General features: G+C 33.8%; 25 protein-coding genes and 1 riboswitch. Of the genes, 21 read left to right on the top strand and 4 right to left on the bottom strand.

The genetic code is table 11. The features are described from left to right. Positions 1-212 (bottom strand): hypothetical protein (locus tag BOW55_RS20815; RefSeq protein ID WP_164975022.1); only part of this gene is annotated, 212 nt, incomplete at its 3' end. A gap of 313 nt (positions 213-525) precedes the next feature. Here BOW55_RS20815 and polA point away from each other — a divergent pair. The 3 genes from polA (at position 526) to BOW55_RS09795 (ending at position 5,646) form a co-directional block, all read left to right on the top strand. Beyond that, positions 526-3,366: a DNA polymerase I gene (polA, locus tag BOW55_RS09785; protein WP_129023973.1), complete on the top strand. Its 2,841-nt coding sequence runs from the start codon at positions 526-528 to the stop codon at positions 3,364-3,366. A gap of 10 nt (positions 3,367-3,376) precedes the next feature. Further along, positions 3,377-4,441 (top strand): hypothetical protein, encoded by a 1,065-nt coding sequence (locus BOW55_RS09790; protein ID WP_164975023.1) that lies wholly within the window; start codon positions 3,377-3,379, stop codon positions 4,439-4,441. Between the two features lie 86 nt (positions 4,442-4,527). Next, entirely contained in the window at positions 4,528-5,646 is a 1,119-nt protein-coding gene (locus BOW55_RS09795) for a hypothetical protein (protein ID WP_129023975.1), read from the top strand. 35 nt (positions 5,647-5,681) lie between these two features. On the opposite strand, the gene BOW55_RS09800 is transcribed toward BOW55_RS09795, so the two are convergent. Continuing rightward, positions 5,682-6,707 (bottom strand): LacI family DNA-binding transcriptional regulator, encoded by a 1,026-nt coding sequence (locus tag BOW55_RS09800; RefSeq protein WP_129023976.1) that lies wholly within the window; start codon positions 6,705-6,707, stop codon positions 5,682-5,684. Between the two features lie 194 nt (positions 6,708-6,901). On the opposite strand from BOW55_RS09800, the gene BOW55_RS09805 reads away from it, so the two are divergent. The 6 genes from BOW55_RS09805 to tsf all read left to right on the top strand — a co-directional run bounded on the left by BOW55_RS09805 (position 6,902) and on the right by tsf (position 11,572). Next, positions 6,902-7,648 carry a ferritin-like domain-containing protein gene (locus BOW55_RS09805; protein WP_129023977.1) on the top strand — a complete coding sequence of 249 codons (747 nt, stop codon included), beginning with the start codon at positions 6,902-6,904 and terminating at the stop codon, positions 7,646-7,648. A gap of 26 nt (positions 7,649-7,674) precedes the next feature. Next, positions 7,675-8,487: a ferritin-like domain-containing protein gene (locus BOW55_RS09810; RefSeq protein WP_129023978.1), complete on the top strand. Its 813-nt coding sequence runs from the start codon at positions 7,675-7,677 to the stop codon at positions 8,485-8,487. 194 nt (positions 8,488-8,681) lie between these two features. Continuing rightward, entirely contained in the window at positions 8,682-9,137 is a 456-nt protein-coding gene (rplM, locus tag BOW55_RS09815; protein ID WP_026983738.1) for a 50S ribosomal protein L13, read from the top strand. Beyond that, positions 9,137-9,523, top strand: coding sequence for a 30S ribosomal protein S9 (rpsI, locus tag BOW55_RS09820; RefSeq protein WP_017497947.1), 387 nt, complete (start codon positions 9,137-9,139; stop codon positions 9,521-9,523). The genes rplM and rpsI overlap by 1 nt, the downstream gene beginning before the upstream one ends. A 176-nt stretch (positions 9,524-9,699) precedes the next feature. After that, complete coding sequence (rpsB, locus tag BOW55_RS09825; RefSeq protein ID WP_129023979.1) at positions 9,700-10,470, top strand: 30S ribosomal protein S2; 771 nt, start codon at positions 9,700-9,702, stop codon at positions 10,468-10,470. 139 nt (positions 10,471-10,609) lie between these two features. Further along, positions 10,610-11,572 carry a translation elongation factor Ts gene (gene tsf, locus BOW55_RS09830; protein WP_089052686.1) on the top strand — a complete coding sequence of 321 codons (963 nt, stop codon included), beginning with the start codon at positions 10,610-10,612 and terminating at the stop codon, positions 11,570-11,572. A 108-nt stretch (positions 11,573-11,680) separates the two neighbouring features. Here the strand turns inward: tsf and BOW55_RS09835 are convergent, their stop codons facing one another. After that, complete coding sequence (locus BOW55_RS09835) at positions 11,681-13,801, bottom strand: M3 family metallopeptidase (RefSeq protein WP_129023980.1); 2,121 nt, start codon at positions 13,799-13,801, stop codon at positions 11,681-11,683. Between the two features lie 171 nt (positions 13,802-13,972). On the opposite strand from BOW55_RS09835, the gene BOW55_RS09840 reads away from it, so the two are divergent. From BOW55_RS09840 to BOW55_RS09895, 12 genes are all read left to right on the top strand, one after another. Further along, on the top strand, positions 13,973-14,638 hold the full coding sequence (locus BOW55_RS09840; RefSeq protein ID WP_089052684.1) for a queuosine precursor transporter: 666 nt from the start codon (positions 13,973-13,975) through the stop codon (positions 14,636-14,638). 14 nt (positions 14,639-14,652) lie between these two features. After that, a complete protein-coding gene (locus BOW55_RS09845; RefSeq protein ID WP_129023981.1) occupies positions 14,653-15,333 on the top strand; it encodes a hypothetical protein in 681 nt (226 codons plus the stop codon). Beyond that, the gene (locus BOW55_RS09850; protein WP_129023982.1) at positions 15,333-15,902 is read left to right on the top strand and encodes a DNA-3-methyladenine glycosylase I; all 570 of its coding nucleotides are present in this window, start codon (positions 15,333-15,335) and stop codon (positions 15,900-15,902) included. Before BOW55_RS09845 ends, BOW55_RS09850 begins: the two co-directional genes overlap by 1 nt. A gap of 98 nt (positions 15,903-16,000) precedes the next feature. Then, a riboswitch (TPP riboswitch) is annotated at positions 16,001-16,097 on the top strand. Positions 16,098-16,181: 84 nt separating this feature from the next. Continuing rightward, entirely contained in the window at positions 16,182-16,388 is a 207-nt protein-coding gene (gene thiS, locus BOW55_RS09855; RefSeq protein ID WP_129023983.1) for a sulfur carrier protein ThiS, read from the top strand. Positions 16,389-16,532: 144 nt separating this feature from the next. Next, a complete protein-coding gene (gene thiC, locus BOW55_RS09860) occupies positions 16,533-18,356 on the top strand; it encodes a phosphomethylpyrimidine synthase ThiC (protein WP_129023984.1) in 1,824 nt (607 codons plus the stop codon). Positions 18,357-18,387: 31 nt separating this feature from the next. Next, complete coding sequence (locus tag BOW55_RS09865) at positions 18,388-19,002, top strand: thiamine phosphate synthase (protein WP_129023985.1); 615 nt, start codon at positions 18,388-18,390, stop codon at positions 19,000-19,002. Further along, positions 18,969-19,724, top strand: a complete 756-nt coding sequence (locus BOW55_RS09870) for a hydroxymethylpyrimidine/phosphomethylpyrimidine kinase (protein WP_129023986.1) — start codon at positions 18,969-18,971, stop codon at positions 19,722-19,724. The genes BOW55_RS09865 and BOW55_RS09870 overlap by 34 nt, the downstream gene beginning before the upstream one ends. Next, positions 19,714-20,352, top strand: coding sequence for a thiamine phosphate synthase (locus tag BOW55_RS09875; RefSeq protein WP_129023987.1), 639 nt, complete (start codon positions 19,714-19,716; stop codon positions 20,350-20,352). The genes BOW55_RS09870 and BOW55_RS09875 overlap by 11 nt, the downstream gene beginning before the upstream one ends. Beyond that, positions 20,333-21,109 carry a thiazole synthase gene (locus BOW55_RS09880; protein ID WP_129023988.1) on the top strand — a complete coding sequence of 259 codons (777 nt, stop codon included), beginning with the start codon at positions 20,333-20,335 and terminating at the stop codon, positions 21,107-21,109. Before BOW55_RS09875 ends, BOW55_RS09880 begins: the two co-directional genes overlap by 20 nt. Before the next feature lie 142 nt (positions 21,110-21,251). Next, positions 21,252-21,629 (top strand): GxxExxY protein, encoded by a 378-nt coding sequence (locus BOW55_RS09885; RefSeq protein ID WP_129023989.1) that lies wholly within the window; start codon positions 21,252-21,254, stop codon positions 21,627-21,629. A 79-nt stretch (positions 21,630-21,708) separates the two neighbouring features. Then, complete coding sequence (gene thiH, locus BOW55_RS09890) at positions 21,709-22,845, top strand: 2-iminoacetate synthase ThiH (protein ID WP_129023990.1); 1,137 nt, start codon at positions 21,709-21,711, stop codon at positions 22,843-22,845. A gap of 76 nt (positions 22,846-22,921) precedes the next feature. Further along, positions 22,922-23,632, top strand: a complete 711-nt coding sequence (locus BOW55_RS09895; protein WP_129023991.1) for a HesA/MoeB/ThiF family protein — start codon at positions 22,922-22,924, stop codon at positions 23,630-23,632. On the opposite strand, the gene BOW55_RS09900 is transcribed toward BOW55_RS09895, so the two are convergent. After that, positions 23,629-24,423: an MOSC domain-containing protein gene (locus tag BOW55_RS09900; protein ID WP_129023992.1), complete on the bottom strand. Its 795-nt coding sequence runs from the start codon at positions 24,421-24,423 to the stop codon at positions 23,629-23,631. The genes BOW55_RS09895 and BOW55_RS09900 overlap by 4 nt on opposite strands. Positions 24,424-24,427 lie beyond the last annotated feature (4 nt).

Below are 24,427 nucleotides of genomic sequence, written 5' to 3' on the forward strand. Positions count from 1 at the left end.
AAGCTGTATTTTTTCTGATTTTGTTTTTTTATCAGATTTATTTTTTTGTGTTTTGTTGCTTTTACTTCTTTTGCAGGAACCGTTTTGCCCTCTTTTGCAGGAAATGCATGAACCATTGCACTTGTTCCTAAAACTGCGACTAATAACATTAATAAATTTCTACTCAAGCTTAGCTGTTTGCTTTTTTTGTTTTCGTGAATCTTCGATTTCATAATTTCTAAGATTTAATATTCAATTCCTTTTATTTTACAGATCAAAATTACCCCTGTAACATGAAGAGAAAATGAAGAAATCTCCGAATAAAAAATTTTAACTTGACATTAACTTTTGCTTTTTTTACCATATAAGCGATATAAGTTCATTTAGATATTCTAGATCATTAAAATATTAGACGCACTGCAGTGCGTCTCTACGCTATGCGTGATGCTAAATTGAACTTATATCGCTTATATAGTGGAAAAAAAATCTTGTAACTTTAATTTTTGAGACCTCAATTGTTTATTTTTACAGACTAATATTTTTTATATGTCAACTCAAAAACGCCTTTTTCTTCTAGATGCATACGCATTAATTTTTCGTGGTTATTATGCTTTTATAAAAAACCCTAGAATTAACTCAAAAGGAATGGATACATCTGCAATTATGGGTTTTATGAACTCACTTTTAGATGTTATTAAAAGAGAAAAACCAGACCATTTGGCCGTAGCATTTGACAAAGGCGGAAGTCAATTACGTAATGAATTGTTTCCAGAATACAAGGCAAATAGAGATGTTACTCCTGAAGCTATTAAAATAGCGGTACCTTATATATGTGAATTATTAAAAGCAATGCACATTCCGATTATCGAAGTTGCTGGTTTTGAAGCCGATGATTTAATTGGAACAATTGCTAAACAAGCCGAAAAAGAGAACTATAAAGTTTTTATGGTAACTCCTGATAAGGATTTTGCTCAATTGGTTTCTGAAAACATCTTTATGTACAAACCTGCTCGTATGGGTAATGGAATTGAAATTTGGGGTGTTCCTGAAGTATTAGAAAAATTTGAAATCGAACGCCCTGAACAAGTAATCGATTTTCTTGGTATGATGGGAGATGCTGCCGATAACATTCCTGGACTTCCCGGCGTTGGTGAAGTTACTGCCAAAAAACTGTTGAAAGAATTTGGAACAATGGAAAATCTTTTGGCTAATACCGATAAGCTGAAAGGAAAAATGAAGGAGAATATTGAAGCCAATAAAGAAAAAGGTTTATTGTCTAAAAAACTGGCAACAATTTTACTAGACTGTCCTGTAACTTTTGATGAGAATGATTATGAGTTAACGCGCCCTGATATTGAAAAAACTGATGCGATTTTTCAAGAATTGGAATTTAGAAGAATGGCCGAACAATTTGATAACTTGTTTAAAACTGATGGAACACAAACTGCTCCTGCAGCTGCTCCAGATGCCAAATTATACAAAAAGCCACAGCCAAAAAACGAAGAACAGTTTGATTTATTTGGAAGTGCTTCCGCAGATGAAGATACAGAAACTGCAAGAACGTCTTTTTACAGCACATTAGAAAACACACCTCACTCCTATCAAACCATTCAAGGAGATTTAGGAGTAAAATTGCTTTTACAAAATTTACAAAACCAAACTTCGGTTTGTTTTGATACCGAAACTACAGGAATCGATGCTTTGCATGCAGAACTTGTGGGGATGTCATTTTCTTATGAAAAAGGAAAAGCATTTTATGTTCCGTTTCCAGAAAATCAAGAAGAAGCAAAAATATTAGTAGACAAATTTGTTCCGTTTTTTGAAAATGAAAACATCGAAAAAATTGGGCAAAACCTTAAATACGATTTAAAGATTCTTTCTAATTATGGCGTTACTGTAAAAGGAAAGCTTTTTGATACCATGATTGCGCATTATTTGATTAATCCAGATATGCGTCATAATATGGATATTTTGGCAGAAACCTATTTAAAATATTCTCCAAAATCAATTGAAACCTTAATAGGTAAAAAAGGAAAAAATCAGCTTTCGATGCGTGATGTTCCTCTTGAAGACATTAAAGAATATGCTGCCGAAGATGCTGATGTTACTTTGCAATTAAAAGAAATCTTCACTGTAGAATTAGACAAAACTGAAACTAAAAAATTATTTGACGAAATCGAAATTCCATTAGTAAGCGTTTTAGCTGCAATGGAAACCGAAGGAATTCGATTAGATGTTGATTTTTTAAACGCAATGTCTAAAGAAATGGATGTTGAAATCAAATCTTTAGAACAAAAAATATACGAAACCGCTGGAGAGAAATTTAATCTTGCCTCTCCAAAACAATTAGGAGATATCTTATTTGATAAACTTAAAATTGGCGGAGCAAAACAAAAGAAAACCAAAACTGGTCAATATGCAACCGGCGAAGAAGTATTAACTTATTTAGCAAATGACAACCCAATTGTAAAACAAATTTTAGATTGGCGTCAGATGGTAAAATTGCAAAGTACTTACATCTTAGCTTTACCAGAACAAGTTGACAAAAAGACTTTACGTGTTCATACTGATTATATGCAGACTGTTGCGGCAACAGGACGTTTGAGTTCTAACAACCCAAACTTGCAAAACATCCCAATTCGTACAGAAAGAGGACGTCAGATTCGTAAAGCCTTTGTAGCACGCGATGAAAATCATACTTTAATTTCTGCCGATTACTCGCAAATCGAATTGAGAATTATTGCCGCTTTAAGTGGCGAAGAAAACATGATTAAAGCATTTCAAAACGGAGAAGATATTCATAAAGCAACCGCAGCAAAAGTTTTTGATGTAGCGCTGGAAGAAGTTTCCCGCGAACAAAGAAGCCATGCTAAAACTGTAAACTTCGGAATTATATATGGTGTTTCTGCCTTCGGATTAAGCAATCAGACTTCGTTGTCAAGAAGTGAAAGTGCTGCTTTGATCGATGCTTATTACAAAACTTACCCAAGATTAAAATCATATATTCAAGAACAGATTGATTCTGCCAGAGAAAAAGGTTACGTACAAACCATTCTAGGTCGTCGTCGTTATCTAAAAGACATTAACTCGGCAAATGCAGTTGTAAGAAGTGCAGCAGAGCGAAATGCCGTAAACGCGCCAATTCAAGGAAGCGCTGCCGATGTAATTAAAATTGCAATGATTAACATTCATAAAAAATTACAAGACGAAAACTGGAAATCTAAAATGTTGCTTCAAGTACATGATGAGCTTGTGTTTGATGTACATAATGACGAATTAGAAAAAATCCAGCCCATGATCAAACATGAAATGGAAAATGCTTTTAAACTCTCTGTTCCTTTAGAAGTTGAACTTGGCTTAGGTAAAGACTGGCTGGAAGCACATTAGAAAGGCAGAAATGAAACAAAAAACGATAACGTATTCCCTTGTAACAATAGTTGTCTTATTTATAATCTACCAGATCAATGTTAGCTTAGCTTTAGGCTTGGATACTTTTGTAATAAATCTTTTTCCCCGCAAAAAACTGCCAAGTGAATTTGCGGCTTATAAAAATTTATCTGAAGTTAAAAAATTTGGCAATCATTATATATCAATATTTCAACAAGGAGCCAAATATTGTTATACGTTTCAGATACTTGAGATTTCAAGTGATAAAATCATGGTTAAAGTAATTACCAATTCTGAACCTTATGATCACGGGGGAGGAAATACTGGTGATAATTACAGCAACACATTATTTAAAATGGATTCCTTTGGAAAAGTTTTAGATACAATAGGCTTTAAAACTTCCTCATCTGATCAATCTGAATTTGGCGAGATTGTTTTGCTTAACAAACAAATAGTAAACAAAGCCCTGCTTTATTACCAAACTTGGCCCGTAGATGGGAACAAAACAAAAAAAGCATTTATTCCTGTAAACAAAGATTTAAGTTGGTCTGCTGAAAAATTATCTAAATATTATTATGATACTATTGTACCCAATTGTATTTACTTAGAGTCTTTTTATAGCTGGAGAGATCACTCGATACCTTCTGATAAAAGAGAATCTATAATTTATTATGCAAATAACCAATGGTACGTAGTTTATGGCACAGGTGAAGATATATATAATAATGCCCGAGATCTAAGCTCGAAGCAGCATAAAAAGATTGATAATGAAAATGTATTTCATGATATACCAAACAATAAAATAAAGGTTCGATATTATCAAAAAGTAGAATATAATTCAAATATGGCAGGACAAACCCAGTCCAACAGCCCTTATACTTATTATTACTGGGATGGAATTGCTTATGTCAATATACTTTTTGCAAAAGACACACTAAAATTTAAAAAAGAAGATATTTTTTTGGATGATTACAGCAACAAGGAAAAATCAATATACAGCACTACAAAAGACAACTGGACAGAAATGGAAAACGCTGTTAAAAAAAATACAATTATTATTCAAATCCAAATTTGAAGTTTACCTTAATTTCTGACGATGAAAGTAAAAACTTGTACATTGTCAAAAAAACAAAATAATATTGCATTTTAAAATTGGCTATCATGAAAAAAGTTTTTTTGTTTCTATTTGTAATGTACTCCACGATTTCATTTTGTCAGGACAAAATTTATTATCTAGAAGGAACTTTAGGTAAAAGCACAATCTATATGACCCTTCAAGTTTATAAATCGGATAATGAGACTAATCTAAACGCCGTATATTTCTATAAAAATTCATTAAAAGACATTAAACTTGAAGCAAAATTAAAAGACAATAACAATTATACTTTCTATTTTAAGCCCGGCGATATTGTTACTGAAAAGTTTTACCTGAAAAAATCAGGCAATAATTTCGATGGTTTTTGGTATGATGCTAAAGACAAACAACTGGCTGTTCATCTTGAACCTGTTAATTTTGATAATTACAAATCAAACCTCTCAATTAGGTTTGATGACGAACGTTTGAATCTGGTAAAATATAAGTTCTTGGAATTCAAAAAACAAAAAACCACGATTTACAATAACAAGGAATTTGTCTGGTATTCTGAAAAACATTGCGATTCGGATTTCTTTAGATTAGGAAATAATTTTTCAGAGAAAAACAAGGCTGTTATAAATCCAATTTTAGAAAATATACACATTCAAACTACATTAGCTCAGCTTAACTGCTCTTCAAGTTTTGAATATAGTGAAGGAAAAGGGATCGAAGGAAGAACTACCATAAATTTCCTCAATACAAACTTATTGGGTTTTGAAATGTTTTCATCTTATTACTGTGGCGGTGCGCATCCTGATTTTGGAGGAAGTGGTTATTTGATTGATCTAAACAATGGAAAAGATTATGAAATAGATGACATCATTGCATTTGATAAAAGTGTTACCACCGAAGAACAAAGCAATTTTGATAACTATTCAAAATACAGAAGTACTTATTTTGCTCCTAAATTACTAGCTGTACTTAACTCAGAGTTTCATTTCGAAAAACCAAAAAATGACGATGATGATCCTTGCGATTATACCAATGAAGAATATTGGGATTTTCCGTCTTGGAGTTACACCGAAAAAGGTATAGAATTCACGCCAATCTTTTACAGAGCCGCAAGATCTTGTGAGGAATCATTTCTAGTTCCTTTTGAAAAATTAAAAAAGTATAAAAATCCTAAATTCCCGTATTCTTTATAAAAAAAATATCCGCCTTAAAGACGGATATTTTTTATTTATGCTTTTCTAGTCGATTCTCGCTCTTTCAATTTTGTTTTGATAACGATAGTTTCATAGTCCGAAGTTTCGCCTTCCGGCTCTTCTAACCTCTGAATTAATCTTTTTGCCGCAACTTCACCAATTTCGATTCCGTGCTGACTTACTGTAGTTAAACTTGGAGACAAACGTCTTGAAGCCAAAATTCCGTCAGCAAAACCAATTATCGAAATATCTTCAGGAACTTTATATCCTTTTTTCAAACTTACTCTTAAAGCCGCAACAGAATCATTTTCATCTAAAGCGAAAATCGCATCAATTTTATTTTCAAAAATAGCATCAATTTTAGCTTTCATATCTTCTTCTGAATCAGTACGAAGAATGATTTTTTCGTTTATTGGAATATTATTGTCTTTTAACGCTTTTAAATATCCATCAGCTCTTAATTTTCCAACACTTAAATTATCTACAGAAGAAATTAAAGCAATGTTTTTGCATCCTAAATCAATTAAATGCTGAGTCGAGTTTAATGCAGAATCAAAATCATCTACCACAACTTTATCGCATTCTACTTCATCAGCAATACGATCAAACATTACAATTGGAGTCCCGTCATTAATAATAGCCGAAAAGTGGTTGTAATCTTGAAGCTTTTGCGCTTCTTCAGAAACCGAAAGAATAAAACCATCAATTGTTCCGTTGCTTAACATTTCAAGTGTATGAACTTCTTTCTCTAAAGATTCATTCGAAATACAAGTAATTACGTTATATCCTTTTTTATCTGCCACTTTTTCGATTCCGCTAAAAACTTTGGCGAAAAAAGAATTTAATATATTAGGTATAATTACTCCAATCGTTTTAGTCTTACGATTCTTCAAATTCAGACCAATAACATTTGGTTTATAATTTTTGAGTTTGGCATACTCCTTAATCTTCACCTTCGTCTGCTCACTAATTTCCGGACTATCATTTAGCGCCTTAGACACCGTAGATACAGAAACACCAAGTTCTTTCGCAATTTGTTTTAGAGTTGCTTTAGCTTTCATCTATTAATATTTTATGTAATTAATACAAATATAGTAGAATTACCTAAAATAAAACAAAAAACTGCTGCTACTATTTGAAATCATAAGGCCTTTTCGAAATAATATTCAAAAACATCGATTATTTAAAACCACTAGTGCTAAAATTTCGTTAATAACTTAATAGCATGTTATTAACCTTAATAAAAACCTAGATTATGAAAAACGAAGTTAAAATTCATGAAGTTGATCCTTCACTGAATAATAGAAGGAGCTTTCTTAAGCTCAGTGGACTAACATTAGTTACCGCAGGTTTGGTTTTAGCTGGTTGCAGCGACAATGACAACAATAATAATATGGAGGACAACTCCTTACCCGGAATAAAAAATGGAGTTTTTGATTTAGGTTCTGGAGATTTTGGCGTACTTACTTATGCATACGCCTTAGAACAATTAGAAGCCGATTTTTATACTAAAGTTGTAAATTCATCAAATTTCAACACTGTATTTAATGATATTGAGCGTCAAGTCTTAACAGACTTATACCACCATGAAGTAGTTCATAGAGATTTTTTTAAAGCTGCCTTGACTGGAGCACTCCCAGATCCAAGCTCTCAATTACTTCCTTCCTTAGCCTTCAGTTATGGTTCTTTAAATTTTAACAGCCGTAACGAAGTTTTAGCTACCGCAAAAGCACTAGAAGATACAGGCGTTGCCGCTTACAATGGCGCGGGACGACTAATTAAAAGCGCTGATTATTTATTACTGGCAGGAAAAATTGTTTCAGTTGAAGCCAGACACGCTTCCGCAATAAGAAGCTTGATCAATCCGAACTCCAAAGATTTTGCAGGCGACGATATTGTAAACCCTTCAAACGGCTTAGATGTAGCAAAAGATCCTTCTAAAATCTTACCAATTGCGGGCGGATTTATTACTACAAAATTTACTGCCAAATATTTACCTTAATCTTAACGAGCTAAAACTTAGAAATTATGAATATTTTAAAATTTATAGAAACCTTTACTGATGATAGTATAATGAATAGTACAGGTTCACGAAGAGACAGTTTTTCACAATTTGGAAATATCAGTAAAAATCTGGCGCTGGCATCAATTCCTTTTGGATTATCAGCATTGGCAAATAAAGCAATAGCAAAAGATATCACCCCAACACCCGCCACCCCAATCGGGGCTTTACAATTTGCCTTAACACTAGAATATCTTGAAAATGAGTTTTATGCCATGGCGCTGGATTCTGGTGTCATTCCGGCCTTAGAAAATGGTGGACGGGATTTAAAAGTCTTTCAACAAATAGCAGCTCACGAGTCAAGTCACGTTAAATTTTTAATCGCAGGATTAGGTGGTTCAGCAAGTGCAAACTTCGTTCCTAAACCTACTTTTGACTTTACAGTGGGCGGCACATTTGACCCTTTTCACGATTACCCAACCTTTCTTGCCTTAGCACAAGCTTTTGAAGATACCGGCGTGAGAGCTTACAAAGGGCAAGCCGCTAACTTAATAACTACACCAGATTTATTGACTGCAGCTCTGCAAATACATTCTGTCGAAGCACGTCACGCGTCTGAAGTGCGAAGGCTCCGCAAATTAAAAGGCTGGATTTCGAATGCTGATCGAGGAGCAGGAATGCCGTCAGCAACTCAAGCGGTTTACGATGGCGAAGGAGTTACCACTCAAGCAGGATTCAATACTGCTGCGGCCTTTGGAGCTTCCGCAGGATCAGAAGCTTACGACGAACCTTTAACCACTCAGCAAGTTGTAGATATTGCCAATATTTTTATTGTTTAATAACAAAAACACTCCACAAATTGAACCAGCTTCGCCTTAATGTGAAGCTGGTTTTTTTTTAGTTTTAAAAATAAAAACTGAGAGCCTGATTTTCAGGATATAAAATATTCTTTTAAGGTATTTGGTTTTAAAATAATTAATTGTACTTTTGCATCCCCTTTATTGGGGATGGAATGTTTAATTAAAATAATATTATGGACGCATTAAGCTACAAGACAATTTCAGCTAGCAAAGCCACTGTAACTAAAGAGTGGATTGTTGTTGATGCAGAAGGTCACAACTTAGGACGTCTTGCTTCAAAGGTTGCGATGATCTTAAGAGGTAAGTACAAGCCAAGTTACACACCGCACGTTGACTGTGGAGATAACGTAATTGTTATCAACTCAGAAAAAATTAACCTTACAGGTACAAAAATGAATGACAAAATTTACATGCGTCATACAGGTTACCCAGGAGGACAAAGAACTTTAACTGCTAAAGTATTGCAATCTAAAAACCCTGCATTATTAGTAGAAAAAGCTGTAAAAGGAATGTTACCTAAAAACAAATTAGGAGCTGAACTTTTTAGAAATCTAAATGTTGTTGTAGGTGCTGAGCATACTCACGGAGCTCAAAAACCTAGAACTGTTAACCTAAACGATCTTAAGTAATGGGAGTTATTCACAAAATCGGTAGAAGAAAAACCGCTGTTGCACGTGTATATGTTTCTGAAGGAACAGGTAAAATCACTGTAAACAAAAAAGAATTCGCAACTTACTTTCCAACTGCAACTTTACAATACAAAGTTTTACAACCATTATCTATGACAGAAAATGCAAGTAACTTTGATGTAAAAGTAAACGTTTACGGAGGTGGTTCAACTGGTCAAGCAGAAGCTGTAAGAATGGCATTAGCACGTGTAATGTGTGAAGTGAACATCGAAAACAGAGCTATCTTGAAACCAGAAGGTTTATTAACAAGAGATCCAAGAATGGTTGAACGTAAGAAATTCGGTCAGAAGAAAGCTCGTAAGAGATTCCAATTCTCTAAACGTTAATATTACCTGTCTTGTTCAAATGGGACAAGACATTATCAATTATTTATTGAAATTAAAAAACACAGTTATTGTTGCTCTCCTACCGAGGTAGGATATAGTTTAGCATCTAAATGTATAAAGCCAGAGAAATCGCCATTTATACATTGCTAATCAACAGAACGTAAACTAGTACAAAAATGGCAAACAAAATAGAAGTAAAAGAATTACTAGAAGCAGGTGTTCACTTCGGACACATGACTAGAAAATGGGATCCAAACATGGCTCCTTACATTTATATGGAGCGTAATGGTATTCACATTATCAATCTATATAAAACTGCAGCTAAAATTGAAGAAGCTAATGAAGCTTTGAAAAAAATCGCTGCATCAGGTAGAAAAATTTTATTCGTAGCTACCAAAAAACAAGCAAAAGACATCGTTGCTGATAAAGCAAAAGCTGCAAACATGCCTTACATCACTGAAAGATGGCCAGGTGGAATGCTTACTAACTTCGTAACTATCAGAAAGGCAGTTAAAAAAATGTCTTCTATCGATAAAATGAAGAAAGATGGTACTTTCATGACGTTATCTAAAAAAGAGCGTTTGCAAGTTGATCGTTTACGTGCTAAATTAGAGAAAAACTTAGGTTCAATCGCTGACATGTCTAGACTACCAGCTGCATTGTTCGTAGTAGATATCAAAGCTGAACACATCGCAATAAAAGAAGCACAAAAATTAAACATTCCAGTTTTCGCAATGGTTGATACGAATTCTGACCCAAGAGAGGTTGATTACGTAATTCCAGCAAATGATGATGCTTCTAAATCAATTGACAAAATTTTATCTTTAGTAACTACTGCAGTAATCGAAGGTCTTTCTGACAGAGGTTCTGAAAAAGAGACTGAAGCTCCTGCTGAAGAAGCTGCTCCTGCTGTTGAAGCTGAAGCTGCTCCTGCAACTGAAGAATAAATCAAATTTTAAATTCCAAATTTTAAATTCCAAACTCCAAATACAAAATTAAAAACGTTATGTTGATAATTTAATAAAATTGGAGTTTGGGATTTAGAAGATGGAATTTTTACTTTTAACATTAAAATTCAAAAATATTATGGCAACAATTACTGCTGCAGACGTAAATAAATTAAGACAATCTACAGGTGCCGGAATGATGGACTGTAAAAAAGCTTTAGTTGAAGCTGAAGGAGATTTCGATAAAGCTATACAAATCCTTAGAGAAAAAGGACAAAAAGTTGCTGCTAACCGTTCTGACCGTGAGTCTTCTGAAGGAGCTGCTGTTTCTTTCATCAATGCAGACCACACTAAAGGAGCTATCATTACTTTAAACTGTGAAACTGACTTCGTAGGTAAAAATGAAGCTTTCGTAACTTTAGCTAAAGATTTAGTAGAAAGAGCTATCAACTTCTCTTCTAAAGAAGAATTCTTAGCTTCAGATTTCAACGGAATTACTGTTGCTGAAAAATTAATTGAGCAAACTGGAGTTATCGGAGAAAAAATCGAAATCGGTGGTTTCGAAATTTTAGAAGGTGCTTTTGTTGGATCTTACGTTCACGTTAACAAAATTGCTGCTTTAACTGCAATTTCTGCTGCAATTCCTAACGCTGACGTTTTAACTAAAGATGTTTCTATGCAAGTTGCTTCTATGGGAGCTGATACATTATCTTACAAAGATTTTGATCCTGCTTTCGTTGAATCTGAACTTGCTGCTCGTATTGCTGTAATCGAAAAAGATAACGAAGAAGCAAAACGTTTAGGAAAAACTTTAAAAAATGTTCCTAAATATATTTCTTTCTCTCAATTAACTGAAGAAGTTTTAAAACAAGCGGAAGAAGATGCTAAAGCTGAATTAAAAGCTGAAGGTAAACCAGAACAAATTTGGGACAAAATTATCCCAGGAAAAGTACAACGTTTCATTTCTGACAACACTACTTTAGATCAAGAAAAAGCTTTACTTGATCAAAACTTCATCAAAGATGACAGTAAAAAAGTTGGTGATTACGTTAAAGGATTCAATGTTGAAATTACAGGTTTCAAAAGAGTTACTTTAGGTTAATATATTATTTCAATAAAAAAAGCCCGAATATTTATTTATTCGGGCTTTTTATGTTTATCAAATTGTAAAGACGCACCGCAGTGCGCCTATTATAATTACAAAGTATTTTTACTTTTTCTTTTCTACAATTGGAAAATTTCTAGCACGCATTAATGCATCAGATTTTGGAGCTCTGCCTCTAAAATTCTCATATGCTTTCTCCTGATCTATAGTATTTCCTACACTAAAAACATTATCATAAAGACGCTTAGCTACTTCTTTATCATAAGGTCCTTTTCCTTCTGTAAAAGCTTCCCAAGCATCAGCATTAATCACGTCTGCCCATAAATAACTATAATATCCAGCCGCATAACCATCCCCAGAGAAAATATGTCCGAATTGAGGAATTCTATGTCTCATTACAATTTCTGATGGCATATGAAGCGCGTCTAAAGTTTCTTTCTCAAATTTATGAGGATCAATAGTTGTAGTTGCCAAGTGCAGTTTCATATCTATTAAAGAACTAGAAATGGTTTCTACAGTAGCAAAACCTTCATTAAAATTAGCCGCTTTTTCAATTCTATCTACTAATGACTGAGGCAATGGTTGATTTGTTTTATAATGTAATGCAAATTTATTCAACACTTCTGGTGTAGCCAGCCAATGCTCTAATAATTGCGACGGGAACTCGACATAATCTCTAGCCACAGATGTTCCTGCCAAACTAGGATAAGTTACGTTAGAACATAATCCGTGAAGCGCATGTCCAAACTCATGAAACAATGTGGTTGCATCTTCCCAAGAAATCAAAACAGGTTCGTTTGCTGCACCTTTAATAAAATTACAGTTATTAGATACAATTGTAAGCACTTCACCGTCCATTTTTTGCTGATCACGATACGCATTCATCCAAGCACCAGAACGTTTACCAGCACGTGCATACGGATCAAAATACCACAACCCAACTGTTTTACCCGTTATTTTGTTACTCACCTCCCAAACACGAACATCTGGATGATAAACAGGAACATTTGTAACTTGTTTGAAGCTTAAATTAAATAATTCTCCAGCAACCCAAAACATTCCTTCACGTAAATTCTCTAATTGCAAATAAGGCTTAACCTCATTTTGATCTAAATCATATTTTGCTTTTCTAACTTTTTCAGCATAATAGCGATAATCCCAAGGCTGAATTTTAAATTTTCCACCTTCAGCATCTACTATTTTCTGCATTTCAGCAACATCTTGATGCACCTTTTCTACAGCCGGCTCCCAAACAGACATCATCAAATCCAATGTTTTCTTAGGATCTTTCGCCATTTTATTAGACAAACTCCAATCTGCAAAAGTTGGAAATCCTAATAATTTCGCTTTTTGAGTACGTAATTGCAAAATAGAAACCAAAGTCGCATTATTATCATTTGCATTTCCATTATCACCTCGTTTCACAAAAATATCGAAAGCTTTTTCTCTTAACTCTCTACGATTCGAGAAAGTTAAGAATGGCTCAATTGAAGAACGTGTATTAGCAATACAGCCCAAAACATCAAGTTTTCTCTCTTTTGCTTCAGCAATAGCAGCATTTTTTACTTCTAGCGGTAAACCATCAAAATCACTTTCTGTTTTTAAAGCTACATATTGATTATTTTCCTCGGCCAATAAATTTTGGCTGAATTTAGTAAAAAGACTCGCTAGTTTTTTATTAATATCAGCTACTTTTTCTTTATCAGCCGCATTCAATTTAGCTCCTTCACGAACAAAATCAGTATAATACAACCAGATTAAACGCTGTTGTTCGCTGGTCAGTTTTTTACTTTCTTTAGAATTGTACAAAGCCTCAACTCTAGCAAAAAGTTTTTTATTCTGATTAATCTTATCAGAGAATTCAGAAAACTTAGGAGACATCTCGCGATCTACAGCACTAAACTCAGGTGTACTCAAATTCGATCTGTAAATTCCGTATACTGTCAAAATCCTAGTAATTGTTTTTCCAGAACGTTCCAGCTCAGCAATTGTATTTTCAAAAGTCGGTGCCTTCGGATTATTAGCAATAGCATCAATCTCGTTTAGTTTTTCTTGAATTGCAAACTGAATTGCCGGCTTAAAATCCGCAACCTTATACTCATTAAACGCAGGAACTCCGCCATATGGCCCTGTCCAGTTTTTGAGCAATGGGTTATCTGAATTTGTTTGTGCGGTGGCCGCAAAAAAAGTTGTTCCCATGAGAAAAATTGTCATTAATTTTTTCATTATCATTATTTTTTAACTAATATATTATTGTTCCAAATGTAACTAAAATCAGCGTTCAAAATAGAATTTTAACTTTCAGATTCTCTTAAATGCAACAGCTTAATTTAAAATCAATCCTTTTTAAGTTATAAAGAAATAGTTTAAATTTGAAACATCATTTACCAAATTAAGATGTTTAAAACCCGAAAAGAAATTGTTTTTGTTGTCCTTGCCGGAATATTTATAACGAATGCAGTTGTTGCAGAACTTATTGGTGGAAAGCTAATTCAAATTGGCCCATTTGTAATGAGCATTGGAATTTTGCCATGGCCTGTTGTTTTTCTAACAACCGATTTGATTAATGAATATTTTGGAGAAAAAGGGGTAAAAAAACTCTCTTTTATAACTGCCTGTTTGATCGCTTATGCATTTTTAATCCTTTTTATGGCAATAGTAATTCCTGCTGCAAAAGGAATAAGTCCTGTAAACGACGAGCAATTTCAAGCTGTTTTTGGACAAAGTATGTGGATTATCGTAGGGAGTTTGATCGCTTTCATGGCATCTCAATTAATTGATGTATGGATTTTTTGGTTCTTTAAAAGACGCACAGGCGAGCGAAAAATTTGGCTTAGAACAACAGGTTCAACCGTAGTTTCGCAATTATTTGACTCATTTATTGTTCTTGGAATTGCTTTTTGGCTGCCTGGAAAAATTGATTTTGATACTTTTCTTTCTTCCGCTTTAATTGGATACACTTTTAAATTATCAATTGCAATTTTACTAACCCCATTAATCTATGCGGGGCATCATTTGATAAAAAAATATTTGGACGAGGAAGGCTCATCTCACAAAGGATAAACCAAAATAAAGCCATGAAAAAAAACTGTACGATATTAGTATTCCTTATCGCTTTCCTTTTTTTCGGTTGCGGAAATGACGAGAAAAAACAGCCTAAGAAAAAAGTGTACCCTGTTAATTCTTTGAAAACGGCACCGTTAAAAGAAATTTCCTCTGCTTCTTCAAAAACCATTGTACAAAAAGAAATTCTTACTGACTCAGTTTCTAGTAGAAAAAATACTTTTGCTGTAAAAAAGCCAATCAAAATTAACGAGCGCACTCAAGAATCAAAAACACCAATTAGCACCGCCGCTTCCGAACCAAAAAAAGACCCTAGCGAAAATAAATTATTAAGCTTTTCAAACCTTCATAAAATATTAAGCAACTGTAAAATTGGGCAAACCTTAACTCAAAAAGAGCTTACTCAAAACTTTGAAATTCAAAAAGAAGCAGTCAAACTTGTTAAAAGCGTAACCAAAACTGCCCAAAATGAAATCGAAGTTAAATGGCATTCAACGTGGTTTATTGAAAAAATATCTGATGCTAAACTTCAAGATGGGCGATTAAAAGTGGTATTTAAAGAAAATAAACTATATACTTCTGGCAATGCAATTGGCATTAAATACAACAAAAAAATCTATAATAATTTAGTTATAATAGGCCGTTCGGCTTACATTCCAACTGTAAAAGGCTACAGCTGGCAAATTGGAAAATAATGAAAAACGAAAACATCATTCGCTGCGGCTGGTGCAGTTCAAGCGATTTATACAAAAAATATCATGATGAAGAATGGGGAACTCCTGTTTATGACGACCCTACTCTATTTGAATTTTTAATCCTGGAAACCTTTCAGGCGGGATTAAGCTGGATTACCATTTTAAACAAAAGAGAAAATTTTAAAACAGCTTTTGACAATTTCGATTATAAAAAAATCGCCAATTATCCCGAAGATAAGATCGAAGAATTACTTCAAAACACAGGAATTGTTCGAAATAAACTCAAAATTAGGTCAGCAGTTACAAATGCTCAGGCATTTATGAAAATTCAGGATGAATTTGGAACTTTCTCTGATTATATATGGAAATTCACAGATGGAAAACCTATTGACAATAATCCGAAGAGTCTAAAAGATGTTCCTGCCACAACTCCAATTTCTGATGCAATTAGCAAAGATCTAAAAAAACGTGGTTTCAAATTTGTTGGTTCAACCGTTATCTATGCTCATATGCAGGCGACTGGAATGGTCAACGATCATATTGAAAATTGCTGGACGAGAACTAAATAGCTTTTAATTACAATCGTAGTTTTCAGTCACCGTTTTCAGTTTTCAAAAAACTTGAAACTTAAAACCTGAAACTTCTAAACAAATTTTATTACATTTGCTTCACACTTTAGGGGTGTCTGCAACTTGCAGGCTGAGATTTTACCCTCTGAACCTGATCTAGTTCATACTAGCGTAGGGAAAAGTAAGATGACTTCTGAGCGCATTTTTATGTGCAATTGCAGCCATTCCTAAGGTAGAGATTCACTTCAGTGAATCTTAGATAAACCGAAAAACAAAGGAATGGAACTAAAAATCAACCAACAAACTAAACATTTTAATGCTGAATCTCTAAGCATTCAGTCATTACTTGATCTCGAAATTCCCCACAAGCAAAACGGAATCGCCGTTGCTATTAACAATACTGTTGTTCCAAAAATTAAATGGAACGAATTCTTCATACAAGAAACTGACGAAATTTTGATTATTTCTGCTACGCAGGGAGGATAGAATTTAAACTCCAATTTTTTAAAAATCCAAATTCCAATTATATACTGGACGTAGACGCACTGCTGTGCGCCTCTACAGAAAAATTTTGTGAGACAAACACAATCAGAATCAACTTGAAACCTGAAACTTGAAACAAAAAATACCATGACTACAGAAGAACAAATATCAAGAACACCATTTCCTAATTCTAAGAAAGTTTACATCGACGGAGAAATTCATCCGATAAAAGTTGCTATGCGCGAGATTCATCTTAGCGACACCAAACTTTCAAACGGAGGAGTTGAAAAAAATCCTCCCGTAACCGTTTATGACACATCAGGTCCATATACTGATCCAAATGTTGAAATAGATATTAGAAAAGGACTGCCGCGCTTGCGCGAAAATTGGATCTTAGATCGAAATGATGTCGAAATTTTAAACGAAATCTCTTCAGATTACGGTCAAAGCCGATTGCGCGACGAAAACCTGAATCATCTTCGTTTTGAATATCTTCATCAGCCAAAACGTGCTAAAAAGGGCGCAAATGTAACGCAGTTATATTATGCGAAACAAGGCATTATTACTCCTGAAATGGAATACATTGCTATTCGCGAAAACCAACGTATCGAGTTTTTAAATGAGCAAACAAAAGCAATGCAATGCCAACACGGCGGAAATAGTTTTGGTGCAAATACTCCAAAAAGTAAAATAACACCCGAGTTTGTACGAGCTGAAGTTGCCTGCGGAAGAGCTATTATCCCTAATAACATTAATCACCCTGAAAGCGAACCAATGATTGTTGGACGTAATTTCTTGGTAAAAATCAATGCCAATATTGGTAACAGCGCTGTAACATCAAGTATTGAGGAAGAAGTTGAAAAAGCAGTCTGGGCTTGCCGCTGGGGCGCTGACACAATAATGGATTTATCTACTGGAAAAAACATTCATGAAACCAGAGAATGGATTATTCGAAATTCACCAGTTCCAATTGGTACCGTTCCTATTTATCAGGCTTTAGAAAAAGTAAAAGGAATTGCAGAAGATTTAACTTGGGAAATTTTCCGTGATACTTTAATAGAGCAGGCAGAACAAGGTGTTTCATACTTTACAATTCATGCTGGAGTTTTACTTCGTTACATTCATTTAACCGCAAATCGCGTAACGGGAATCGTTTCTCGAGGTGGATCAATCATGGCAAAATGGTGTTTATTTCATCATAAAGAAAACTTTTTGTACACTCATTTTGAGGAAATCTGTGAGATTATGAGACAATACGATGTTGCTTTTTCTTTAGGAGACGGTTTACGTCCGGGTTCGATTGCAGATGCCAATGATGCCGCACAATTTGCCGAATTAGAAACTTTAGGTGAATTAACCAAAATTGCTTGGAAACATGATGTACAGGTTTTTATTGAAGGCCCGGGACACGTACCAATGCACATGATTAAAGAAAACATGGACAAGCAATTAGAGCATTGTCATGAAGCTCCGTTTTATACTTTAGGCCCCTTAACAACAGATATTGCACCGGGTTACGACCACATAACATCTGCAATTGGAGCTGCAATGATAGGCTGGTACGGATGTGCTATGTTGTGTTACGTAACACCAAAAGAACATCTTGGTTTACCTAATAAAAAAGACGTTAAAGATGGCGTAATCACCTATAAAATTTCGGCACATGCAGCAGATTTAGCAAAAGGTCATCCGGGAGCTCAGTACCGTGACAATGCTTTAAGTAAAGCCCGTTTTGAATTCCGTTGGGAAGATCAATTTAATCTAGCTTTAGATCCAGATACAGCGAGAGAATTTCACGATGAAACACTACCTGCTGATGGTGCAAAAGTGGCGCATTTTTGTTCGATGTGCGGACCAAAATTCTGTTCTATGAAAATATCTCAGGAAATTAGAGATGTTGCTGCCGCAGAAAAAGGAATGCAGGAGAAATCAGAAGAGTTTATTGAGCAGGGAAAAGAGATTTATATTTAAGTGAAAAGATAAAAGGAACAAGGAGAAACATATGATTGTGATTACGAATCCTTCTTTTATTGAAGATGAAATTGAAATTCTTCATTCTTTATTTGAAGAAGGATTGTCTTTACTTCATATTCGAAAACCTGATTTTTCTGAATTGGAAATGGCGCATTTTATTCATCCAATAAAAATGGAGTTTAGATCGAAACTGGTTTTACACAGTCATCATGATTTGGCTAAAGACTTTGGTATTAATCGAATTCATTTTTCTGAAAAAGAAAGAAAAAATCAACGTCATCTTTTTTCAAAGTTTTCAGATTCTGTCAAAGATAAAAGCGAGTTCATATCAACATCAACACATTCTATAGACGATTTTAATTCACTAGAAAATGATTTCGATTATGCCTTTTTAAGTCCTGTTTTTAAAAGTATTTCTAAAGAAAACTATCATCCCAAAACAGATCTCTTTGAAGCATTAAAATCAAGAACAAATTATAAAACTAAAATCATTGCTTTAGGCGGAATTAATTCTGAAAATATTCAAAAAACGCTCGAGAATGGTTTTCATAACATCGCACTTTTAGGTGCTGTTTGGAACAACACAAACCCTGTAAAAGAATTTAAATTATGTCAGCAAATCGCCCTTTTGCACTTACAATAGCCGGCCTTGATCCTTCGGGAGGGGCTGGTATTCTTGCCGATATTAAAACTTTTGAGCAGCATAAAGTCAATGGTTTTGCAGTTATCACTGCCAATACTATTCAAACTGAAGATACATTTTATGAAATTCAGTGGACGGATTTAAGTTTTGTGATTCGCTCAATTGAAACTCTTTTTTTGAGTTATAAAATCAGCGTGGTCAAAATTGGAATTGTTCCTTCTGCTCATTATTTAAATCGAATTCTGTCAACTATAAAACTGTTATCTCCAACTACACAAATCGTTTGGGATCCCGTTTTAAAATCAACTACAAAATTTGAATTTCTTTCAATTAACGATTATTCAGATCTAAACAAAATTTTATCAAAAATCGATCTAATCACACCCAATTATAATGAAATTGAAGTTTTATATCCTGGGTTTATTTCAAAGAAACTTTGGTTGCAAAATGAAATTCCTGTTAATCTTTTATTGAAAGGCGGACATAACGAAGCCGCAGTTGGAACAGATCATTTATTTCTAAAAAATGAAGTTTTTGATTTGCTTCCTACCGATAAAAAATGTTCTGAAAAACACGGCTCAGGCTGCGTCTTATCATCTGCGATTGCTTCAAATCTTGCATTAAACCAAACTTTATATGAAGCTTGTAAAAATGCTAAAACCTACATAGAAAAATACCTGAGTTCAACATCAACTTTAATCGGATATCATCATGTACAATAAATTGCAATACATTTCACAAGGAAAAACAATCGAACAACAATTGTACAACATTCATCAAGCTTTAGATGCAGGATGCGACTGGATACAAATGCGATTTAAAAATCAGACTGCAAAAAACAGCTTTGCATTAGCTGAAGCTGTAAAATTTTTATGCGAAGAATATCTCGCCAACTTTATTGTAAATGATAATATATATCTCGCACAGCAAATTGCTGCCGATGGTGTTCATCTAGGTTTATCAGATATGAAAATCGATGAAGCAAGAGCAATATTAGGGGCTACAAAAATTATTGGAGGAACCGCAAATACATTCGAAGATATTGTAAATCATACAAAAAATGGCTGTGATTATGTTGGTTTAGGACCTTTTAGATTTACTAATACAAAAGAAAAATTAAGTCCCATATTAGGCTTATCTGGTTATTATGAAATCCTAGAAAAATTGAAAAAAAATAACATTGAAATTCCAGTGTATGCCATTGGAGGAATCACCCTGAAAGATTTAAATCCGTTGATTGAAACTGGAATTCACGGAATTGCAGTTTCAGGCATCATCACAAAAAGTGACGAAAAAGAACTATTAATTCAACAATTAAACGAAAAATTATATGCAAACGTCATTGTTTAATATTGGGGATAAATCCTTCAAATCTCGTTTATTTCTGGGAACAGGAAAATTTGGCTCCAATAAAGAAATGGAGGAAGCTATTTTAGCATCAGAAAGTGAGTTAGTTACGGTTGCCTTAAAGCGCATTGATCTAGAAACTGATACTGATGCCATTTTATCGCATTTACAACACCCAAATATCAATTTATTACCCAATACTTCTGGCGCAAGAAATGCAAAAGAAGCCATTTTTGCTGCTCAATTAGCCCGTGAAGCTTTAGAAACAAATTGGGTAAAACTCGAAATTCATCCAGATCCAAAATATTTACTGCCTGATCCCATTGAGACTTTAAAAGCAACCGAAGAATTGGCTAAACTTGGCTTTTTTGTACTGCCTTACATTCACGCTGATCCTGTGTTGTGCAAACATTTAGAAAATGCTGGAACAACAGCCGTTATGCCATTAGGATCACCAATAGGCAGTAATAAAGGCTTAAAAACAATTGATTTTATAGAAATTATAATCGAACAAAGCAATGTTCCAGTCATTATAGATGCAGGAATTGGTGCTCCGTCTGATGCTGCAAAAGCAATGGAAATTGGCGCTGATGCCGTTTTGGTAAATACAGCAATTGCCGTTGCAGGAAATCCAAAATTAATGGCGGAAGCATTTAAAGAAGCGGTTATTGCAGGAAGAAAAGCTTTTGAGGCAAAAATTGCTAATCAACAAAACTATGCTGTGGCTTCTAGCCCTTTAACTTCATTTTTATATGATTAGATTTTTGTTTCACGCAGATTTTGCAGATTTAAGCAGATTTTATATTGATTAATAAATTCTTAAACTGCAAATTTTTAAAAACTGACAAAACAAAAAAGAAAGAAAATTCTTTAATTTTGAGTAATTTTAAAACTAAAGAATTATGACAGAAAATGAAATTTCATATCTAGTACGAGGAGCAATTTTTAAAGTATACAATAATTTAGGACCAGGACTATTTGAATCTGTCTATGAAAGCGCTCTATTCTATGAATTAGAAAAATTAGAACTTAAAGTCAAAAAACAAGTAGCAATTATCATTAATTATGAAGAAATAATATTAGATGCCGCTTTTAGACTTGACTTACTAGTTGAAGATAAAGTAATAATTGAATTAAAATCTGTCGAAGAATTAGCACCGATACATTACAAGCAAATTGCAACCTACCTTCGACTTTCTAATAAAAAATTAGGCATACTCGTTAATTTTAATACTCTTAATATTTTAAGTGATATTAAAAGAATTGCCAATAAAATATAAAAAACGCAAGATGCAATAAAATAAAAATCATTTTTAATCTGCTTAAATCTGCAAAATCTGCGTGAAATAAAAAAATAAAATGAAAACATTCAAATCTATTTTTGAGCAATATAATTGGGATGATATCCAGTCCAGAATATACCAAACCACATCAAAAGATGTTGAGCGAACTTTAGCCAAAACCAAATACGGTCTCGATGATTTCTTGGTTTTAATTTCGCCCATAGCTCAAAATTATCTGGAAGAAATGGCACAAAAATGCCATGAAATCACCAAAAAACGTTTTGGGAAAACGATTCAAATGTATGCGCCGCTTTATTTAAGCAACGAATGTCAAAATATTTGTACGTATTGCGGATTTAGTTTAGACAATAAAATCAAACGAAAAACACTTACTGATACCGAAATAAAAATCGAAATTGAGGCCTTAAAAAATACAGGTTTTGACCATGTTTTACTGGTTACTGGAGAAGCTAATTATACTGTAAACATCAATTATTTTCTAAACGCAATAAACCTTATCAAAAACGATTTTTCGATCATTTCCGTCGAAGTACAACCGCTTTCTATAGAAGATTATGAAAGGCTGCACAATGCTGGTGTATATTCGGTTTTGGTTTATCAGGAAACTTACCATCAAGAAGTTTACAAAAAATACCATACAAAAGGCAAGAAATCAAATTTTGACTATAGACTGGAGACTCCGGATCGAATTGGAACTGCTGGAATTCATAAAATTGGTTTAGGTGTTTTACTGGGTTTAGAGGATTGGCGAACGGATAGTTTTTTTAACGCTTTGCATTTAGATTATCTTCAAAAAAAATACTGGCAGACCAAATATTCTGTTTCCTTCCCTCGCCTTCGCCCTGCTGAAGGAATTATTGAACCAAATTTTATAATGGACGATAAAGATTTGACACAATTAATTTGTGCTTATCGCTTATGGAATGAAGATTTGGAAATTTCGATTTCAACGAGAGAAAACGAAAAATTCAGAAACAATATTATTCCCATTGGCGTTACCAGCATGAGTGCAGGTTCTAAAACAAACCCGGGCGGATATGTTGTTGACCCGCAGTCATTAGAACAATTTGAGATAAGTGATGAACGCTCTGCAGATGAAATTGCGCAAATCATAAAAAGTAAGGGTTACGAGCCTATTTGGAAAGATTGGGACAAAGCATATAGTCAAAAGTTTGAAAGCCTAAAGTCATAAAGTCTAAAACTTTTGACTTACAACTTTTTACTTTCAACATTCGGCTTTCGACTTTAAAAACCTTAAGACTAAAATAATGAGTATTATACAAGAATTTTTACGTTACAATAGACAAACTATGTTACCTGAAATTGGTGATGAAGGTCAGGAAAAATTAAAAAAAGCACGTGTTTTAGTAATTGGTGCCGGCGGTTTAGGCTGTCCTATTTTGCAATATATTGCAACGGCTGGAGTTGGTTTTATTGGAATTATAGATTTTGATACCATTGAAATTCACAATCTTCACAGACAGATTTTGTATACCGAAAATGAAATTGGTCAGCAAAAAGCAATTGTGGCAAAAGAAGTCGTTTCAAGATTAAATCCGCTTATTGAAGTTACTGCTATTACTGAGAAATTGACTTCAGAAAATGTTTCAGAAGTTATTAAGGAATATGATATAATTGTAGATGGATCAGATAATTTTACAACACGCTATTTGGTAAATGATACTTGCGTTCAACTCAAGAAACCTCTGGTTTATGGCAGTATTTTGAGATTTGAAGGGCAAATTGCAGTTTTTAATCACAACGGAAGTAAAAATTTACGTGATTTATTTCCCGAAATGCCTGATCCAAAAGATGTACCGAATTGTAATTTGAATGGAGTTTTAGGAACATTACCCGGAATTATAGGAAATATGATGGCGCATGAAACCTTAAAATTAATTCTAGAATTGCCAACTTTAAAAAATGAATTAGTGATTTTTAATACTTTAAACTGGAATTTCACAAAGCTGAATTTCTAGAAAACAAGTGTATCTCCAATCTTGATAGTTCCTGAATTCAACCCCACAATGTTGGTTCCGAATAAAACTGAATTATCTACATTTCTGTATTTACTTAACGTTTTTAAAGGTTCTTTTTTTAGTCGTCCGTTTTCAGGATCATTATTCACCATAACGCATCTTCCGCAGGGTTTTATGTTTTTAAATTGAACTTCTCCAATGGAAAAGCTTTTAAAATCATCTTCTTCATGAGGATTTTCACTGCTTACAACGATGTTTGGTCGAAACCTTTTTATGGTGATTTTTTCATCAAGTTTATCATTCAAAAAATCCAAGCTTTTTGTACCAATTAATAAATAAGGATAACCATCCGCTAAACTTACATTGAAAGTTTCTTTTACTCTGGAACTTTCATGTTTACGATCTCCATTCTTTAGAATTTTGACCAATTTACATTCGAAACCTAAATGCTGACTGAACCATTTTGAAGTTTCTTTATTCACCTCAACTACTTCACTTTTATCATCCCAAACATTTACTTCAAGGGAATTGCCTAAATGTTCATTGATAGAAAATTCATGTTTTTGATCTTTAAAAGTAACATTGATTTTTCCATCTAAAATCTTCGGATAAAACTGGCTCATTACTCGATGTTCTCTTTGCGTAATCATCTGGTTTTCTGCATCAACAAGCATCCATCTGCGATCATTTTCAAATCCCATTTCTTCAGCCAAAGCAGATTGAAGGCTGATTCCTGCCAAGCTTTTAATCGGATAAATATAGATTTCCTTTACAATATGAACTGTACTCATTTTA

Origin of the sequence: Flavobacterium sp. YO12 (assembly GCF_004119495.1) — a bacterium.
Classification (GTDB): Bacteria; Bacteroidota; Bacteroidia; order Flavobacteriales; family Flavobacteriaceae; genus Flavobacterium.

Bases quoted from the DNA above. Each gene is read 5' to 3' on its own strand.
- rpsB (WP_129023979.1), top strand. From the start codon at position 9,700: ATGGCAAACAAAATAGAAGTAAAAGAATTACTAGAAGCAGGTGTTCAC.
- BOW55_RS09885 (WP_129023989.1), top strand. From the start codon at position 21,252: ATGACAGAAAATGAAATTTCATATCTAGTACGAGGAGCAATTTTTAAA.
- BOW55_RS09805 (WP_129023977.1), top strand. From the start codon at position 6,902: ATGAAAAACGAAGTTAAAATTCATGAAGTTGATCCTTCACTGAATAAT.
- BOW55_RS09840 (WP_089052684.1), top strand. From the start codon at position 13,973: ATGTTTAAAACCCGAAAAGAAATTGTTTTTGTTGTCCTTGCCGGAATA.
- rpsI (WP_017497947.1), top strand. From the start codon at position 9,137: ATGGGAGTTATTCACAAAATCGGTAGAAGAAAAACCGCTGTTGCACGT.
- BOW55_RS09850 (WP_129023982.1), top strand. From the start codon at position 15,333: ATGAAAAACGAAAACATCATTCGCTGCGGCTGGTGCAGTTCAAGCGAT.
- BOW55_RS09880 (WP_129023988.1), top strand. From the start codon at position 20,333: ATGCAAACGTCATTGTTTAATATTGGGGATAAATCCTTCAAATCTCGT.
- polA (WP_129023973.1), top strand. From the start codon at position 526: ATGTCAACTCAAAAACGCCTTTTTCTTCTAGATGCATACGCATTAATT.
- thiC (WP_129023984.1), top strand. From the start codon at position 16,533: ATGACTACAGAAGAACAAATATCAAGAACACCATTTCCTAATTCTAAG.
- BOW55_RS09900 (WP_129023992.1), bottom strand. From the start codon at position 24,423: ATGAGTACAGTTCATATTGTAAAGGAAATCTATATTTATCCGATTAAA.
- thiH (WP_129023990.1), top strand. From the start codon at position 21,709: ATGAAAACATTCAAATCTATTTTTGAGCAATATAATTGGGATGATATC.
- BOW55_RS09810 (WP_129023978.1), top strand. From the start codon at position 7,675: ATGAATATTTTAAAATTTATAGAAACCTTTACTGATGATAGTATAATG.
- tsf (WP_089052686.1), top strand. From the start codon at position 10,610: ATGGCAACAATTACTGCTGCAGACGTAAATAAATTAAGACAATCTACA.
- BOW55_RS09795 (WP_129023975.1), top strand. From the start codon at position 4,528: ATGAAAAAAGTTTTTTTGTTTCTATTTGTAATGTACTCCACGATTTCA.
- rplM (WP_026983738.1), top strand. From the start codon at position 8,682: ATGGACGCATTAAGCTACAAGACAATTTCAGCTAGCAAAGCCACTGTA.
- thiS (WP_129023983.1), top strand. From the start codon at position 16,182: ATGGAACTAAAAATCAACCAACAAACTAAACATTTTAATGCTGAATCT.
- BOW55_RS09895 (WP_129023991.1), top strand. From the start codon at position 22,922: ATGAGTATTATACAAGAATTTTTACGTTACAATAGACAAACTATGTTA.
- BOW55_RS09875 (WP_129023987.1), top strand. From the start codon at position 19,714: ATGTACAATAAATTGCAATACATTTCACAAGGAAAAACAATCGAACAA.
- BOW55_RS09835 (WP_129023980.1), bottom strand. From the start codon at position 13,801: ATGAAAAAATTAATGACAATTTTTCTCATGGGAACAACTTTTTTTGCG.
- BOW55_RS09800 (WP_129023976.1), bottom strand. From the start codon at position 6,707: ATGAAAGCTAAAGCAACTCTAAAACAAATTGCGAAAGAACTTGGTGTT.
- BOW55_RS09865 (WP_129023985.1), top strand. From the start codon at position 18,388: ATGATTGTGATTACGAATCCTTCTTTTATTGAAGATGAAATTGAAATT.
- BOW55_RS09790 (WP_164975023.1), top strand. From the start codon at position 3,377: ATGAAACAAAAAACGATAACGTATTCCCTTGTAACAATAGTTGTCTTA.
- BOW55_RS09845 (WP_129023981.1), top strand. From the start codon at position 14,653: ATGAAAAAAAACTGTACGATATTAGTATTCCTTATCGCTTTCCTTTTT.
- BOW55_RS09870 (WP_129023986.1), top strand. From the start codon at position 18,969: ATGTCAGCAAATCGCCCTTTTGCACTTACAATAGCCGGCCTTGATCCT.